20 protein-coding genes are annotated in these 16,156 nt (G+C 64.2%); 9 read left to right on the top strand and 11 right to left on the bottom strand.

What is annotated here, in order from left to right:
* Positions 1-14 precede the first annotated feature (14 nt).
* Complete coding sequence (locus AC0L3U_RS24995; protein WP_473363591.1) at positions 15-989, top strand: Bug family tripartite tricarboxylate transporter substrate binding protein; 975 nt, start codon at positions 15-17, stop codon at positions 987-989.
* Positions 990-1,020: 31 nt separating this feature from the next.
* Complete coding sequence (locus tag AC0L3U_RS24990; RefSeq protein WP_473363590.1) at positions 1,021-2,232, top strand: ABC transporter substrate-binding protein; 1,212 nt, start codon at positions 1,021-1,023, stop codon at positions 2,230-2,232.
* 112 nt (positions 2,233-2,344) lie between these two features.
* On the opposite strand, the gene AC0L3U_RS24985 is transcribed toward AC0L3U_RS24990, so the two are convergent.
* Both AC0L3U_RS24985 and AC0L3U_RS24980 read right to left on the bottom strand, forming a co-directional pair.
* The gene (locus AC0L3U_RS24985; RefSeq protein WP_456769501.1) at positions 2,345-2,836 is read right to left on the bottom strand and encodes an SRPBCC family protein; all 492 of its coding nucleotides are present in this window, start codon (positions 2,834-2,836) and stop codon (positions 2,345-2,347) included.
* Between the two features lie 2 nt (positions 2,837-2,838).
* Complete coding sequence (locus tag AC0L3U_RS24980; protein WP_473363704.1) at positions 2,839-3,243, bottom strand: ArsR/SmtB family transcription factor; 405 nt, start codon at positions 3,241-3,243, stop codon at positions 2,839-2,841.
* 257 nt (positions 3,244-3,500) lie between these two features.
* Here AC0L3U_RS24980 and AC0L3U_RS24975 point away from each other — a divergent pair, with 257 nt between their 5' ends.
* Entirely contained in the window at positions 3,501-4,664 is a 1,164-nt protein-coding gene (locus AC0L3U_RS24975) for a serine hydrolase (protein WP_473363589.1), read from the top strand.
* 71 nt (positions 4,665-4,735) lie between these two features.
* On the opposite strand, the gene AC0L3U_RS24970 is transcribed toward AC0L3U_RS24975, so the two are convergent.
* Both AC0L3U_RS24970 and AC0L3U_RS24965 read right to left on the bottom strand, forming a co-directional pair.
* Positions 4,736-5,557, bottom strand: coding sequence for an outer membrane protein (locus tag AC0L3U_RS24970; protein WP_473363588.1), 822 nt, complete (start codon positions 5,555-5,557; stop codon positions 4,736-4,738).
* A 272-nt stretch (positions 5,558-5,829) separates the two neighbouring features.
* A complete protein-coding gene (locus tag AC0L3U_RS24965; RefSeq protein WP_473363703.1) occupies positions 5,830-6,534 on the bottom strand; it encodes an SDR family oxidoreductase in 705 nt (234 codons plus the stop codon).
* A gap of 122 nt (positions 6,535-6,656) precedes the next feature.
* On the opposite strand from AC0L3U_RS24965, the gene AC0L3U_RS24960 reads away from it, so the two are divergent.
* Complete coding sequence (locus tag AC0L3U_RS24960; protein ID WP_473363587.1) at positions 6,657-7,496, top strand: GNAT family N-acetyltransferase; 840 nt, start codon at positions 6,657-6,659, stop codon at positions 7,494-7,496.
* A 1-nt stretch (position 7,497) separates the two neighbouring features.
* Here the strand turns inward: AC0L3U_RS24960 and AC0L3U_RS24955 are convergent, their stop codons facing one another.
* Positions 7,498-7,938 carry a hypothetical protein gene (locus tag AC0L3U_RS24955; protein ID WP_473349684.1) on the bottom strand — a complete coding sequence of 147 codons (441 nt, stop codon included), beginning with the start codon at positions 7,936-7,938 and terminating at the stop codon, positions 7,498-7,500.
* Positions 7,939-8,220: 282 nt separating this feature from the next.
* On the opposite strand from AC0L3U_RS24955, the gene AC0L3U_RS24950 reads away from it, so the two are divergent.
* Positions 8,221-8,505, top strand: a complete 285-nt coding sequence (locus AC0L3U_RS24950; RefSeq protein WP_377830111.1) for a hypothetical protein — start codon at positions 8,221-8,223, stop codon at positions 8,503-8,505.
* Between the two features lie 53 nt (positions 8,506-8,558).
* Here the strand turns inward: AC0L3U_RS24950 and AC0L3U_RS24945 are convergent, their stop codons facing one another.
* From AC0L3U_RS24945 to AC0L3U_RS24920, 6 genes are all read right to left on the bottom strand, one after another.
* Entirely contained in the window at positions 8,559-8,849 is a 291-nt protein-coding gene (locus AC0L3U_RS24945) for a hypothetical protein (RefSeq protein ID WP_473363586.1), read from the bottom strand.
* Between the two features lie 20 nt (positions 8,850-8,869).
* Positions 8,870-9,289 carry a curlin gene (locus AC0L3U_RS24940; RefSeq protein ID WP_473363585.1) on the bottom strand — a complete coding sequence of 140 codons (420 nt, stop codon included), beginning with the start codon at positions 9,287-9,289 and terminating at the stop codon, positions 8,870-8,872.
* Between the two features lie 70 nt (positions 9,290-9,359).
* A complete protein-coding gene (locus AC0L3U_RS24935) occupies positions 9,360-9,737 on the bottom strand; it encodes a curlin (RefSeq protein WP_473363584.1) in 378 nt (125 codons plus the stop codon).
* Positions 9,738-9,769: 32 nt separating this feature from the next.
* The gene (locus AC0L3U_RS24930) at positions 9,770-10,162 is read right to left on the bottom strand and encodes a curlin (protein WP_473363583.1); all 393 of its coding nucleotides are present in this window, start codon (positions 10,160-10,162) and stop codon (positions 9,770-9,772) included.
* 119 nt (positions 10,163-10,281) lie between these two features.
* Positions 10,282-10,683 carry a curlin subunit CsgB gene (locus AC0L3U_RS24925; protein WP_456769493.1) on the bottom strand — a complete coding sequence of 134 codons (402 nt, stop codon included), beginning with the start codon at positions 10,681-10,683 and terminating at the stop codon, positions 10,282-10,284.
* Between the two features lie 166 nt (positions 10,684-10,849).
* Positions 10,850-11,509 (bottom strand): response regulator transcription factor, encoded by a 660-nt coding sequence (locus AC0L3U_RS24920; RefSeq protein ID WP_456769492.1) that lies wholly within the window; start codon positions 11,507-11,509, stop codon positions 10,850-10,852.
* A 597-nt stretch (positions 11,510-12,106) separates the two neighbouring features.
* On the opposite strand from AC0L3U_RS24920, the gene AC0L3U_RS24915 reads away from it, so the two are divergent.
* Genes AC0L3U_RS24915 through AC0L3U_RS24900 form a run of 4 tightly spaced genes read left to right on the top strand, consistent with a single transcriptional unit; the run spans position 12,107 to position 15,842 of the window.
* On the top strand, positions 12,107-13,534 hold the full coding sequence (locus AC0L3U_RS24915; protein WP_473363582.1) for an efflux RND transporter periplasmic adaptor subunit: 1,428 nt from the start codon (positions 12,107-12,109) through the stop codon (positions 13,532-13,534).
* Positions 13,531-14,256 (top strand): ABC transporter ATP-binding protein, encoded by a 726-nt coding sequence (locus AC0L3U_RS24910; protein WP_473363581.1) that lies wholly within the window; start codon positions 13,531-13,533, stop codon positions 14,254-14,256. Before AC0L3U_RS24915 ends, AC0L3U_RS24910 begins: the two co-directional genes overlap by 4 nt.
* Positions 14,253-15,476, top strand: coding sequence for an ABC transporter permease (locus AC0L3U_RS24905; RefSeq protein WP_473363580.1), 1,224 nt, complete (start codon positions 14,253-14,255; stop codon positions 15,474-15,476). The genes AC0L3U_RS24910 and AC0L3U_RS24905 overlap by 4 nt, the downstream gene beginning before the upstream one ends.
* A 48-nt stretch (positions 15,477-15,524) precedes the next feature.
* Positions 15,525-15,842, top strand: a complete 318-nt coding sequence (locus AC0L3U_RS24900; protein ID WP_473349677.1) for a response regulator transcription factor — start codon at positions 15,525-15,527, stop codon at positions 15,840-15,842.
* Positions 15,843-16,156: the final 314 nt, after the last annotated feature.

Genomic DNA, 16,156 nt, shown 5'->3' with positions numbered 1-16,156 from the left:
ACCGGGAGGCCATCATGACCGTCACACGGCGAACATTTTTGGGCACCCTCGCCCTTTCGCTATCCGGAGTTCCATTCTCCGCACGCGCTGAGGACGCCTGGCCGTCGCGTATGGTGCGGCTGATCTCGCCTTACGGGCCCGGCGGCTCCAACGACATCTCGCTGCGGCTGCTGGCCGAAGAGTTCGGCCGCAACCTGCACCAGCAGTTCATCGTCGAGAACAAGCCGGGCGCCGGCACGCGCATCGCCAACGACACGGTCGCGCATGCGCCGGGCGATGGCTACACACTCCTCTATGTCGCGGCCCCCTACGCCACCGCCGAAGCGCTGTTCGGCAAGCTGACCTATGAGCGCAAGGATCTGCAGCCGGTCGCGATGGCGGTGATCGCGCCGCTGTTCCTGATCATCAGCGCGGACGCGCCATTCAAGACGCTTCCCGAATTGATCGCCTACGGCAAAACGAAGCCGGATGGCCTGACCTTCGCCTCGCCCGGCGCCGGCTCGCAGCCGCATCTTGCCGGCGAACTCCTGTTCAGGGACGCCGGCGTCAAGGGGCTCAACATTCCCTTCCGTGGCGATGCGGCGTCCTACACCGAGCTGCTCGCCGGCCGCGTCGATGCCACGCTGACGGCACTGCCGACCGCACTGCCTTACATCCAGAGCGGCAAGTTCATCGTGCTCGGCGTCGCATCAGCCGAACGCAGCGCGCTCTATCCCCAAGCGCCGACCCTGCGCGAGCAGGGTTTTCCCAACGTGGCCGCGGCCGGCTGGTACGGCTTCATGGCGCCTTCGACGACGCCGCGCGCCATCGTCGACAAGCTGCAGGCCGAAGTGTTGCGCGCGCTGGCCGAGCCGGCGATCAAGGACAAGCTGACCGCCCAGGGCCTCGAAGTGCGCGCCGGCACCGCGGCCGAATTCGGCCAGTTCATCGACAACGAAACAAAAAAGTGGACCGGGCTGATCCGCGAGGCCGGCCTCAAGGGCGAGTGACAGTCACGAACAGGGAATGGAAATGAAAAGCATGTTTTTCAGACATGTCGCGGCAGCCGCGATCGCTCTCGCGCTATCGGTCCCGGGAGCACAGGCGCAGAAGAAATACGATCCCGGCGCTTCCGACACTGAGATCAAGGTCGGCCAGACCGTCCCGCTCAGCGGGCCGGCCTCGGCCTATGCCGTCATCGGCAAGACCCAGGCCGCCTACATGAAGATGATCAACGACCAGGGCGGCGTCAACGGCCGCAAGGTCAATCTGATCCAGTATGACGACGCCTATTCGCCTCCGAAGACGGTTGAGCAGACCCGCAAGCTGGTCGAAAGTGACGAGGTGCTGCTGACCTTCCAGATCATCGGCACGGCGCCGAATGTCGCCGTGCAAAAATATCTTAACGCCAAGAAGGTCCCGCAGCTCTTCGCGGCAACGGGCGCGGCGCGTTTCACCGATCCGAAGAACTTCCCCTGGACCATGGGCTTCAACCCGTCCTACCTCGTCGAGGGCCGGATCTACGCGCAATATCTCCTGAAGAACCATCCGAACGCCAAGGTCGGCGTGCTCTATCAGAACGACGATCTCGGCAAGGACTACCTCGCCGGCTTCAAAGCAGGTCTCGGTGACAAGTCGAAGATGATCGTCGCCGAGACGTCCTACGAGATCACCGAGCCGACCATCGACTCGCAGATCCTGCGGTTGAAGGATGCAGGTGCCGACGTGCTGTTCAGCGCCACGACGCCGAAACAGGCCGCGCAGGCGATCAAGAAGGTCGCGGAGATCGGCTGGAAGCCGCTGCACATCATCGACATCAACGCCTCCTCGGTCAGCGCGGTGCTGAGACCCGCCGGACTCGACAACGCCAAGGGCGTCGTCAGCGTCGGCTATGTCAAGGATTCAGCCGATCCCGAATGGAAGGACGATCCCGGCATGAAGCGATATCTCGCCTTCATGGCCAAATACTATCCGGAGGGCGACAAGGATTCGAACCTGAACGTCTACGGCTATATCACCGCGCAGTTGCTGGTGCAGGTGCTGAAGCAATGCGGCGACGATCTCACGCGCGAGAACGTGATGCGCCAGGCTGCCAGCCTGAACAACATCACACTCGACCTGACGCTGCCGGGCATCTCGGTGACGACGACGCCGACCGACTACCGCGTCAACAAGCAGTTCCAGATGGTGCAGTTCGACGGCCAGCGCTGGCAGAAACTCGGCGACATCGTCACGGACGAGGCGAAGGAATGAGGCGCCCCTCACCCTGAGGAGCGCCCGCCTTGAAGAATAAAGGCCTCACCGATGGTCCTCGTGCTTCGAGGCGGCCGCTCCTCGGCATGAAGGAGGAAGGTGGCTGCTCGCCCTACCTCTTCATCCCGCCCACATAGGCCGCGAGCTTGTCGAGTGTCTGGTAGCCGTATTCGACGGCACCGAAGCTGATCATGCCGTCGCGCTGCGCCGTGCTCGACGCCAGCTGCCGCATCATCAGAACCGTCTTGCCGTTGCTCTGTTCGGCGAAGGTGATTGTGAAACGGAACATTCCGGGATCCTCATCCTGGTCGTCGCCATGATCCATCTCCATCAGCGAGGGTCGCTCGATGCGGCGGAAGCGCATGCGGTTCGGGTAGACCGTGCCGTCCGGGCCGATCATGTTGAAGCGCCAGACGCCGCCAACCCGCACGTCGATCTCGAAGGTCTCGAGCTTGAAACCCTTCGGCCCGAACCATTGCGGCAGGTGCTTGGGGTCGGACCACGCTTCGAACACCAGATCGCGCGGCGCGTCGATCACGCGCGACATCACGATCTCGCGGTCGAGCGACCATTGCGACAAAGCGGGATTGGCAGAATTCGTCATCGTCAGGAACCTTTCCGTTTGGTTGTCTTGCCGGTCGTCTTGTTACTTGTCTTGGACGGCCGCTTGGCAGCCACCCTCTCTTTCTTCAGCTTCATCACATAGGCTTCGAAGCGATCGAGCCGCGCCTCCCAGATCGCACGCTGGTGCTGGAACCAGTCCTCCGCGCTGAGGAGCGCGTCAGGACTCAGGCGGCAGGTGCGAACCCGGCCGGATTTCTCCGACAGGACGAGCCCGCTCGTCTCCAGCACGTGGATGTGTTTCATGAAGCTCGGCAGCGCCATCTCGAAGGGATCGGCAAGCTCGCCGACCGACGCCTCACTCGCGCAGAGCCGCATCACGATCGCCCGCCGGGTGGGATCGGCAAGCGCCGCGAAAACCTGGTCGAGCCGGGGTAATTGGTTAGCCATGAGGCTAACTATAGGGTTGCCGCCATCCGGCGTCAACATTGTTAGCCAATTAGCTAAGTTAATTTTGCCGACGGGTAGCCTGGATGAAGCGAAGCGTAATCCAGGAAGCTCTCGTGAGGCGATAACCCGGATTGCGCTTCGCTCCATCTAGGCTACGAACCATTCGTGCGGAACCCACCACGCGCAATCGTGAATAGGGAGGCTTGGTCCTTCCCGCTACAAGAGACTGGGGGCGCATCGAATCCTGCGCCAGAGCCGTGCCGTCTGTTGTCACTTCATCGTACCTCACCCGACGGGCGCTCGCCCGGGCTGCGCTCGTTCCCCTCGCGCTTGCCTGGCCGCGCGGCGCCGCCGCGGATTCCGACATGATCGCGCAGATGCGCGACATCATCGCGACCGAGCTGGCGCCGACCGCGACGCCGGACCAGCCGGGCGGTCTGGCCGCTGCGCTTTATGCCGGCAGCCATGTCGAATTCTTCAACTACGGCTTTGCCAACGACGCCACGCGAAGGCCGGTCACGCCGGACACGCTGTTCAACCTCGGTTCGCTACGCAAGCCGTTCGAGGCGACGCTGGTCGCGCTCGGCACCCTCCGCGGCGAGCTGCGGCTCGACGATCGTCTGGCGAAACATCTCCCCGAGCTCACCGGCGATTATATCCGCCGCGTCACCGTCGGCGAACTCGTCACGCACACCTCAGGCATGCTGCTGCCGACCGACCATCCGCCCTGGCCAAGCGACATTTTTTCCCGCGCGCAGCTCATCGAGATGTTCAACAGCTGGAGACCGCAAGCCGGCGAAGCGCCCGGCAAGCAGCGCGTCTACAGCCACGCCGGCTACGTGCTGCTCCAGCTCGTGCTCGAGCGCTGTTACGGCGCTCCGATCTCGACCCTGTTCGAACAACGCATCCTCAGGCCGATCGGCATGAATGCGACCTCCGTGCCCGAACGCGGCGAGGACGGCCGTGCCGTCATGGACGAGGCCTGGATGCAGCGCGCGGTCCAGGGCTATTCGGATCAGGGCATGGCGATCGGCCCCATCGGCAACCAGCAGAGCTATTTTGATTTCCCCGGCACCGGCCAGATGTTTTCCTCGCCGCGGGATCTCGCCGCATTCGTTGCTGCGTGCGTTGACGGGCGGTCGATCGAGCCTCACTTGCGCGAGGCGTTGCGGATGACGCAGCACGAGATCTTCCGCGTGGACGACAAGTTCGGCCAGGGAATGGCCTGGGAGACGGTGCGTCTTCCAGGCGTCGCCGTCGTCGACAAACCGGGCGGGCTCAACAATGCCTCCGGTTATATCGGCCTCGTGCCGGCGCAGCGGATCGGGATCGTGCTGCTCGCCAATCGCGGCGAATATCCCCACGAGATCGCGCGCTACAGGATCCTGCCGGCGTTGGCGAAGCTCATGGGCCCGCACTGAACGCATCCTTGAAAACAGAAAGCCCCAGCTGAGCCGGGGCTTTCCACGCCAGATCAGGAACGGGATGAAGCTCAGTACCTGGCGACGACGGGTCCGCCAAACATGTAGTTCACGCCCACGCGCGCGATGTTCGATTTGAGATCGACCGAATGGGTGAAGACGTTGGTCGGAAACGCGCCGCCAAGCAGATTGGTGCTGGTCACGGTGCTCCGTCCGAGATCGACGTAGAGATATTCCGCCTTGAGCGACCAGCCGCCGCCGACGGCATATTCGGTGCCCACACCTGCGGTCCAGCCGACCCGCGTGTCGCGGATCGCGGCCGACTCGGTCGCGGCGGCGAACGTGTCGGTGAAGTTGAAGTTGCCCTTCACCTCGGCGATGGCCGCGCCGCCGGTGGCGTAGAGCAGCCAGGTCGGAGCCGCGAGGAAGCCGATGCGGCCGCGGATGGTGGCGAGCCAGTCGGCCGAGACCGACGACGACACGGTGAAGCCGGTCGGGGCGCAGCAGGGATAGAGCGCCGACCCGGACGCGCTGCCCTTGAAGCCGAAATGGTTGATGTCGCCCTCTAGGCCGAGCATGGCATTGTTGACCTGCCAGTTGTAGCCGGCGGTGAGACCGCCCGTGACGCTGGAGCTGTTGACGCGCTGGGCGCCGACCGCAGCAATCGCAGTGACACTAGTGTCCGCGAAATAGCCGGCGGGAGCGAAGGCGGTCGAGGTGGCCGGATCGGCGCTGCCCCATTGCCCGCCGACATTGGCGCCGACGTAAAAGCCGGTCCAGTTGTAGGCCGTCGCCATCATCGGCGCCTTGGTGTAGTGCGCCGCGAGGTCGGCCGCCTGAGCGGATGCGGAGCCCACAACAACCGCGGCCATCGCCAGCAAAAACTTCTTCATTCCAGTCTCCTTACCTCACGCGATTAATCTCGCGTTTCGAATGCGCGCGGGCGGAAGTTGTCCGGCGCAGATCGGGCATAGGCTGCCGGTCCCTCGCCGTCTTGGGCTGCGGCGAAGTTCATAGGGACTGTGACGTAGTGCGGGCCGTGCGGCACGCGAACGCGTGACGGGTGTGACTGAGCGGCAACGCGTCATCCCTGCTCCGTGGCGCACGACGCACGTCCGCGTCGCATCGCGACAAGGGCGCGAAACGCGATTCGAATCCCCGCTTCTCAGACCGAACGCGTCAATCCGCCGTCGACACGGATGTTCTGTCCCGTGATGTAGGCCGCACCGTCGGATGCCAGGAACGAGATCGTCGCGGCGATCTCCTCGACCTTGCCGTAGCGCTGCATCGGCACGCTGTCGCGGCGTGCATCCAGCTGCGGCAGGCTGTCGATCCAGCCCGGCAGCACATTGTTCATGCGGATGTTGTCGGCGGCATGGGTGTCGGTGAAGATCTTCGTGAAGGCGGCCAGGCCAGCGCGGAACACTGCAGAGGTCGGAAACATCGCGCTCGGCTCGAATGCCCAGGCGGTCGAGATGTTGATAATGGCGCCGCCCTTTTGCGCCTGCATGATTGGCGTCACCAGCCGGGTCGGACGGATCACGTTGAGCAGATAGGTGTCGAGGCCGGTGTGCCATTGCTCGTCGGTGATCTCCGTGATCGCCGCGCGGGGCCCGTGGCCCGCGCTGTTGACGAGCACGTCGATGCGTCCCCATTTGGCCATCGCGGCGTCGACAAGCCGCTTCAGATCATCGTTCGACTGGTTGGAACCGGTGACCCCCAATCCGCCGAGCTCGGCTGCCAGCGCCTCGCCCTTGCCGGAGGAGGACAGGATGGCGATGCGAAAGCCGTCGGCTGCGAGCCGGCGCGCAGCCCCTGCCCCCATGCCGCTGCCGCCGGCGGTCACGAGTGCGACCTTCTCTGCTGCCATCTCTGCTGCCATGACCGATCATCCCCTGTGATATCGTGGAGGCGAGCCGCAGGCCCGGCCTATCATGAGGCCTTCTACCGCCGGACCAGCCGGAAGGTCCACCGTCGAAAGCGACTTGAAACATGAGCGATTTGCAGATCCGCAATTTGCGCCCCGAGGAGATCGCCATCGCCGTCGACTGGGCCGCGGCGGAAGGCTGGAATCCGGGCCTGTCCGACGCTGCCTGTTTCGCAATCCCGGACGCGAAGGGCTTCTTCGTCGGCGAGATCGACGGCGAGCCGGTCGCGACCGTCTCCTGCGTCAATTACGACGATCGCTTCGCGTTTCTCGGCTTCTACATCGTGCGATCGGGTTTTCGCGACAGAGGCCACGGCCTGCGCATCTGGAACGCGGCGATCGCGCATGCTGGCACGCGCGTGATCGGCCTCGACGGCGTCGTGGCGCAGCAGGACAATTACCGAAAGTCCGGCTTCCAGCTCGCTTACGCCAATGTCCGCTATGGCGGCATCGTCGCCGCCCCACCGCGGCCGCCCGCCGAAATCGTTGCGCTCGACACGATCCCGTTCGCGCTCGTTGAAGCCGACGATGCAACGGTGTTCCCGGCTCCGCGCGGCGCCTTCCTGCGTGCCTGGATCGGCACAGGGCATGTCGGCCGCGCGCTGCTGCGCGACGGCAAGCTCGCGGCATGGGGTGTGATCCGGCCGTGCCGCACCGGCCGCAAGATCGGCCCGCTCGTCGCCGACGACCGCGCGGCGGCCGACGCAATCGTGCAGGCCTTGCTGGAAAGCGCAAACGGCGGCGAGATCTTCCTCGACGTCCCCGCCGTCAATCGCGAGGCGATTGCGCTCGTGGAATCGCTCGGGCTGAAGCCGGTGTTCGAGACGGCGCGGATGTACACGGGACCGATCGCGCCGCTGCGGATCGACCGCGTCTTCGGCGTGACCAGTTTCGAGCTGGGCTAGCTCAGTAGCAGCGCATGATGTTGACGGTGTGCTCGCCGCCGCCGCGGCCGGGCACAGTCACCTGCTCCGTCGGACAGCTCGGCACGTAGGGCCGGTCGGACGGCACCACGTTCGGCGGGAAGCGATGCGTCCAGTCCCAGGGAACGTCGTACGTATAGGTGTAGCGCACGTCGTTCGAGACGGGTTGGGCGGTCTCGGCGAAAGGCTGACCGTAACCTGCATTGTCGTAGTAGAACCCGCCGCCGCCCGGCCAGTAGACCCAGGGCGTATTGCGGCCACGGAACCTGGCGCCCGGCGCAATCGGCGGACGCGCCGCCGAACCGGAAGGCGTGGCGGCATGCGCGACGGTGCCGCCGGGCCTGGCAAAACTGTCGCTGGGGGCAAGGAGCAGCGCGGCTGCGCTGAGCGAGGCGAGCAACGCCCCAAATGATCTGGACATCATGATACGCACCAACTCGTTTGGCTTCGCGGATAGCGGCTCCCCACCGCACGCTAGGCCGGGCTGTCGCCCGCCCGCAAACGTATAATTAATTATTGGTTAAGGCACGGCATTAACGGGGAACAAGCTGCGGCAAGACGCCCGGGATTGCGGCTGATGTCGCACGTGTTCCGGGAAAACGGACTTCATAACCAGTTGATCGGAGTTGATCGGTTCGGCCGATAACGCCCGGAACGCTCCCGCACTGCGGTCGTTGGCTCCCGACACAAGCAAGGAGCATCTCCAATGCAGAACAAGTCGAAACTCCTCTGCCTGATCACGGCTTCACTCGTCGCGGGCACGACGGCCGCCTCGGCCCAGGGCTATGATTGGAACGGATCGCGCGCGGGATGGGACCGCACCGCCCCGGCCTACCAGCCGGTTCAGCCCCGCGCGTACTATCCGGATGTCGCTGGACCATACGGTGCGCTCAACGGCACCAACCATCCGGCGCCGAGCTCGACGCAGGGCGATGTCGGCCCGGAGGGCAACAACAACGGCACGCTGACCGGCGTCTATCGCAGCTGGTAACGTCCGCTCACGATCTGGCCCATCGTTCATCACGGACGATGGGCCTTCGTGCGTCAGCGGCCCTGCTGCTTGCGCAGCCAGTCCAGCATGTCCTGCGGATTCCCGGTGCCCTGCGTCACGATGGCGGTGTTGCCACCGCTGCGGCGATAGACCGTGGTGCGCCCAGGCTCCTTCTCGATCTTGACCTCGGCCTGCGCCGGATCGCCGCTCTGGGTAATGACGGACGTGCCATTCTCGTCCTGAACTACCGTCGTGTGGCCGTCACCTGACTCGCCGGCTCCGGCCGGCCCCGCTGCCATTGCCATCATGATGCTCATTCCTGCTGCAAGCGCGATGAACCTCATATTGCACCTCACCTTCTCGATCACCGGCTGAACTGAAATATCGACAGCCAGTTAAAGCGCCCGAATTGTCGCACCGTTCCCGTGTTCATATCTCCGATCTGGAGCAGGAGGGCGTTGGTGGAAGTGCCGACCTGGGTGATGTCGGCAATGTTGCTCACGCCCGACTGACCGATCGCCACATTGGTGGTGCCACCCACCTGGATCACATCGACATAATTTCGCGTGCCGTTCTGGATGATCGTCGCATCGACCGTCCCCGTGCCGCCGATCTGGATGACACGCGCGATATTGATGCGGCTGTTCTCTTCGATCGTGACCGGCTGGACATTGTTGCCGAACTGCACGATCGTTTCGATGCTCACGTTCCGGTTCGTTACGCCGCGCTGGACGGATCCGGCGGATGCCTCGGACGCGACGCTGACGGCGAACAATGCCGCCAATGCCAGGAGTAGCCTAGCGCATTTCATCGCTTGCCCCCATTACATTTCTGACGACGAGGTCGCGCCCGGCTCAATGGCTATTCTGGACAATAGTCGCCGAGTTGAACGCACCGAACTGGGACAGGAAACTGCTGGTCGACTGGCCGGCCTGGCCGACAAACGCGACATTGTTCACGCCCGCCTGCCCGACCGATGCCGACGTCGTCCCGCCGAATTGCAGGATTCCGGTCGCGTTGTTCGTGCCGTTTTGAGTGACGGTCGCGCTGGTGCTACCGCCGATCATGAACACGCCCGCCATGTTGAGCTGGCTGGTCTGGTTCAGCACGACGGGCGGGCCGCCGAGCGACACGATGGTCTTGATGTCGGCGGTCTGCGCACCGGCCGATCCGGCGCCTATGCAACACAAGGTGAGGAATGCGCCACACGCGGCGCCGGAAAAATGTCTCATGACTTGCCTCGCGACTGAAAATGGATTTGCGGTCAAGGAGTCTGCTGCAAAATCGTCGAGCCGTTCAGGATTCCGAGCTGTCCGACGGCCGCCGCGTTGTTCGCGCCGATCTGGCCGATCAAGCTCGAATTGGAGCCACCGGCCTGGCCGAGTAACGCGGTGTTGGACGCCGTCGCGGTCGTGCCGCCCTGCCCGATCACCGAGGTGTTGACCGTGAGGAGCGAGCCCGTCTGCAACGTGGTCGCAATATTGGTGGCGCCGAATTGCATCGTGGTGGCGCTGTTGTTGGTGCCGCCACTCTGCGAGATGAAGGAGTTGTTGGTGGTGCCGAATTGCAGCACGCTGGCCGAATTGCCGGCCTGGGCATCGACGGCGGTCAGCAAGCTGAACGCGACGATCGTGGCAACGAGATATTTTTGATGCATGACATTTCCTCCGCGAAAGTCGGCGGACAAGCTCTCACCGAGTCGTCCGGCCCGAGGCGGTGCTTTCAAGGATGGCGCGGACGCGCCGCAGTTGACGCGTCCGGCCAAACGGGGCTGGCTTAGTGCGCCGTCTGCGAGACGGTGCTGCCGTTGACGCCGAACACGCTGAGCTGTCCGACGGCGGCGGCGTTGTTCTGGAGCGGGGCAGGCCCGAACGAGTTCTGGGTGATCGCGCTGCCGTTGTTGCCGAACGCCACCTGGCCGGTCGTCGCCGAGTTCTGCACGCCGACCTGGTTGACCGTGCTGCCGTTGTTGAGCGAGGCCGCGCTGGTGCCCTGCATCGTGGTCGCGCTGTTGATGATGCCGAGCTGGCTGGTCGACGAGGTGTCGTTGGTGAGGCCCTGCTGCGAGACGCTGGAACCGTTCACGACGCCCACTTGCACGGTGGTCGAGGTGTTGGCGGCCTGCGCGGCGGAGGACAGGGCGAGCACTGCAACGGAAGCAAAAAACAATTTGCGCATGGAATATCCTTTCTGGCTAAGATCTCTGACTGGGGTTCGGATGCCGTCTTGGAGGAGGCCGACATCGCAGGACAGACTTTGAACCGATCGTGCTGCGTGCGACAGACTGCAGTTCATGCTAATCGGTACGGACTAGACGTTGCGCGGCGCCTTGGTGCCCGCGGCACTAGCTGTAAGGTTGTCCCGTGCCGGTTCGTGCCGTCTCTTCTTCGCGTCCCATGCTGTCGACCAACCGCACCACCTCGATCGGCGAGCGAAGCTCCAGCTTTCGCATCATCCTGGTGCGATGGACCTTGGCCGTCACTTCGCTCACCCCGAGCCTCGCCGCGATCTGCTTGGCAACGAGGCCTTCGGCCATCAACAGCATGATCTCGCGCTCCCTCGCGGTCAGCGTCTCGACGCGCTGGCGCGCTTCGCGCACACTGTCTTCGCGTTCGAGCCGCCTGCGGTCGCGCTCAATGCCGTGTCTGATCGCGTCGAGGATCTCCTGCTCGCGAAAGGGTTTTGGAAGAAATTCGACTGCGCCGCGCTTCATGGCCTCGACCGAGACGCGGACGTCGGAATGGCCGCTGATGAAAACGATCGGGATGAGCACGCCGGTCTCGGCGAGCCGACGCTGAAGCTCGAGGCCGGTCGGCGCGGTGCCGGGAAAGCGGACGTCGAGCACGAGGCATGAAGGTCCGCTCGAAATACTGTCAGCGACGAACTCGTCGGTCGATGCAAACAATTTTACCTGATGCCCGGTCTCCTCGCAGAGACTTCCTATCGCAGTTCGAATCTGAATTTCGTCGTCAATGATATAAACTGTAGCTTGACCTGAACTCATGGCAACGGGCTCCCCGGCTTGGGGCTCGATGAACAAGCAACGAGCCATCCATTCTTCTTGCAAGCGAGATCAAGGTGCTTGGATGAATTCGCGGGGATCGAGCGAGAAGCTCTGATCGGCCGCTTCGACGTCTTAGGGCCAACACCCGTTCAAGACGAGTGAAGGCGTTCACATATCGGGTTTCGTGATTGCGGGGATTCGCCCTCGCGACCTGCGGCCTCATGGCGAGGCGCGATATCGACAATGCGACGATCTGGCGTCGGAACTTCGGTATCGCCGGCTGCGTCATGGCGTCGCCACCCACGTGCCGACTTGAACGCCGGGCGCTGGCCGCTTCGGCCAGAGCAGACGGGACGTTCAGTCAGCTTGTCGAGTTCGATACCGCGCGCATCATATCGATACGCTCCGTATGCATTTCCGGCAAGTCACGAAAGATAGCACCCCGCAGGCTTTACTTCTGGATCATCAAGCGCACCCGACCGACGCCCCGGCAGCGGCGACACACTGACGATCGACTGCGTTTTCTGAGATTTACAACCATAGCGCGATCTTTCTCCGTGCCGCCAACGATGCCATTTCAAGAGGCGGGTTTTTGATATGCGATTTGTGCCAGTTATTGCCTTGCTCGGAACTGCATGTGGCCTCGCCACGGTCTACGCCGCGGGGCCGGCCGTCATCGGCGACGCGGCCGGGGCTGCGGCGCAGAAAGCGGCCCGCGCCTACGAATCGACCCAACGGCTGCTCAAACCTGTCGGGCCGGAAGCACGAAGCTTCGGATCGGACGCCCCCGTATTCCGCTATGCCTCGATCCAGCGCGGCAGTATCGAGCAGACCATCACCGTCACCGGCGCCCTGCAGCCGGTCAAGACGATCGAGGTCGGTTCCCAACTGTCCGGGCAGCTCGCCCGGGTCTATGTCGATTTCAACGACACCGTCACCAAGGATCAGCCGCTCGCCCTGATCGATCCGCGCAGCTTTGCGGCCAAGGTCGACGAAGCCAGGGCGGCGGTGGCGGTGGCGAACTCCTTTGTCGACATCGAGCGGGCCAAGCTCGACCGCGCCAGGATCGATCTGCAAAACGCCAGGGGCAGCAGAGACGTCCTCGTGGCCAAGCTCGACAGCGCGCAGGCGGTCAAGGCGTCGGCGCAGAAGACCTTGCAGCGCAAGCTGGCTCTCCAGTCACAAAACGTCGTGGCGGTAACGGCGGTGGATGACGCCCAGACCGAGTTCACCGCGAGGCTTGCCCAAGAGCGCGAGGCCGAAGTCCTCATGTCCCTGAACGCCTACTCAGTCGAAGGCGCGCAGGCCGATATCCGCCGGATCGAGGCGGAATTGCAGCAGGCACGAATGGCCGTGCCGGAGAAGGCGGCCGTTCTCGCTGCAGCCCAGGCCGATCTCGACCGCACCGTGATCCGCTCGCCGATCGATGGCGTCGTCGTCGGCAGGTTCGTCAACGAGGGCCAGACGCTCGCGGTCGGACTGGAATCGCGCACCACGTTCGTGGTCGCGCACCGACTGGAGGACATGGAAATTCACGCCCAGGTCGACGAAGCCGATATCGGGCGCATCGCCCCCGAGCAGCGCGCCCATTTCACGGTGGATGCCTACCCGGACCGCCGCTTCGAGGCGGTGGTGCGGCAGGTGCGCAAGGCGCCGCAGAACCAGCAGCACGTCGTGACCTACACCGTTGTCCTGGCGACTTCCAATCTCGACGGCGCGCTGCTGCCCGGCATGACCGCCCTGGTGAAGATCGTGATCGAGCGGCAGGACGACGTGCTGAAAGTGCCGCTTGCCGCGTTGCGCTTCCAGCCCTCCGGCACGCAGCCGGATGCCGCCGCGCGCAGCGGAGTCTGGGCACGCACCGCAAGCGGCTCACTCCGGCGTATTCCCGTCACCGTCGGCGCGGCCGGCACCGAACAGGTTGCTCTCCGGAGCGGAGACCTCGTCGAGGGCAGCCAGGTCGCCGTGGGTCAGGCCATCCGGCCGGCCGGCATGGAGTTTCTCGGCATCAGGTTCGGATCATGACAGCCCACCCGCCCCTCATCAGCCTGCAGTCGGTCTCCAGGACCTATCGCGCCGACGGCGTGGCGGTGGCCGCGGTGCGCAACGTCAGCTTCGACATCGAACGAGGCGAGATCGTCGCGGTGATGGGACCGTCCGGCTCGGGAAAATCGACGCTGATGAACATGCTAGGGCTGCTCGACCTGCCGAGCGAGGGCGCGCTCTATCTCGAGGGAGCGGACGTCGCCGATCTCTCGGAAGACCACCGGTCGTCCCTGCGCGCCCGCAGCATCGGCTTCGTATTCCAGTCCTACAATCTGCTCGCGCGCCACAATGCAACTGAGAACGTCGCGCTGCCGCTGGTCTATTGCGGCATCAGCCGCAAGGAACGTCTGGCTCGCGCCGAGCAGAGCCTGGAGGCCGTCGGCATGGTGCACCGGGCGCACCACTTCCCGCGGCAGCTCTCGGGCGGTGAGCAGCAGCGCGTCGCGATCGCGCGCGCCCTGATCGCCTCCCCACTGATCGTGCTCGCCGACGAGCCGACCGGCGCGCTCGACAGCCGTACCGGCGCCGAGATCCTGGCCCTGTTCGCCGCGCTGAACAGGACCGGCCAGACCATCGTGATGATCACGCATGATCCTGGGATCGCGACCCAGTGCCGACGTACGATCCGCCTGCACGACGGCGAGCTCGTCGCTGACGAAACGCTGGTCCCGATCCTGCCGAAACGGAGCGCTGCGCCATGACGATGCTCCAGGGCTTTCAGATCGCTTTGCACGCCTTGCGCCTCAATCCATTGCGCAGCATCCTCACCATGCTCGGCATCGTGATCGGCGTCGCCTCCATCGTGACCGTGTTTGCGATCGGATCCGGCGCGCAGCTTCGGCTCCAGGAGCAGATCCGCTCGATCGGCGCCAATGTGCTGATGATCAACCCCGGCGCGGTGTACCAGGGCGGCGTGCGTCTCAAGGATGGCAGCAAGCTGACCATGACCGAGAGCGACGTGCAGGCGATCCTCGAGCAGATCCCCGAGATCCAGGCAGCGGCCGGTTCGATTGCAGGAACGGCGCAGGTCATTCACGAGAGCAAGAACTGGAACACGACCATCAACGGGACGACGACCGGGCACTTCATGGTCCGCGACTGGCAGCTTGCGACCGGGCGCTATTTTTCCGGCGCCGAGGAGGCAGGCGCCGGCAAGGTCGTGATCCTCGGCAGCACGGTGGCGCAAGAGCTGTTCGCGCCCGGCGAGGACCCGATCGGCGCCCAGATCAGGATCATGAAGGTGCCGCTCGAAGTGGTCGGCGTTCTCGATCGCAAGGGGCCGGCGCAGGACGACGTCGCCTTCGTGCCGCTCACCACGGCCAAGCTGCGCTTCCTCGGCAGCGCGAGCAACATCAACCGGGATTCGGTCGCCTACATCATCGCCAAGGTGGCTGCGGACGGACAGATGGCCGGGGCGCGAACCGAGATCGAAAACCTGCTGCGGCAGCGCCACCGTATTCCCGCTGGCCAGGAGGACGACTTCAAGGTCCAGGATCCGGCCGCCGCCATGGAAGCGCAGCAGGGAGCGATCCGCACCGTCGCGCTCCTGCTCGTCGCCATCGCCTCGGTCTCGCTGCTCGTTGGCGGTATCAGCATCATGAACGTCATGATCGTGTCGGTCACCGAGCGCACGCGCGAAATCGGCATCCGCCGCGCGCTTGGCGGGCGGATGCGGGACATCCGTCTTCAGTTTCTCTGCGAGGCGCTCGTGCTCTGCCTGCTCGGCGGCGCGATCGGCGTCGGTGCCGGCGTCACGCTCTCGATGACGGTGGCTCGCATGGCAGGATGGATCACCTCGATCGACGGCCAGGCGATCGGCCTTGCCCTCGCCTTCTCGATCGCGACCGGCCTGATCTTCGGTTTTTATCCCGCCCACAAGGCATCCAAGCTCAGCCCGATCGAGGCACTCAAGACGGAGTGAGAACATGCTGCGGTGTTCGCATCGACCAAAGGCCACGGAGGAGCAGTTATGAGTCCGGATCCGAAACATTCGATCACACCAACGCCACGCGAGCGGGACCTGATGATGCTGATCGCACGCGGAATGCAGAACAAGAACATCGCCTACGAGCTCAAGATCTCGGAGAACACGGTGCGGGCGCACATCGGCAACATCATGCGCAAATACCGCCTTCAGAACCGGACCCAGATCGCGATCATCTTCGCCCTGCAAGCGGCGCCGCCATCGCTTCGCCGCAACCTCGCCAATGGCGGCCGCAATTCCACGACGGTCGCGCCGGCCAAGGCGGTCGCGCAGAATACGCCGGTCCCGACCGCGCCGGACTGACGGCTCCGGCCACAATCCCTTGCGTCGTCTCAGACGAAACACCCAAGTCCGGGGTCAACGGAACGGCGACGAAATATTTCTCTTTATTAGAATTCGGATTTTTGTTAGACATTTCTCAACCCGGCCCAAGGAAGAGGGGCGTATCGCGATCGTCACGAACGCGGGCCGGGCGGTGGTGGACGTTAGTCACATCGGCGCGAACGGCTTCGCAGGGCGGGCAACCGTGAGTGAAGGCGCCGCGCACACGACCGGTGTGATCGGCGTACGGCAAAATCGTGTGGTCCTGACGCCCGGGGTCTGTGCGTCAAGCGTTG

This window comes from Bradyrhizobium sp. Kon69 (genome assembly GCF_055807515.1).
The sequence above is the reverse complement of the archived record's forward strand: the minus strand, read 5'-3'. Positions and strand labels throughout refer to the sequence as shown.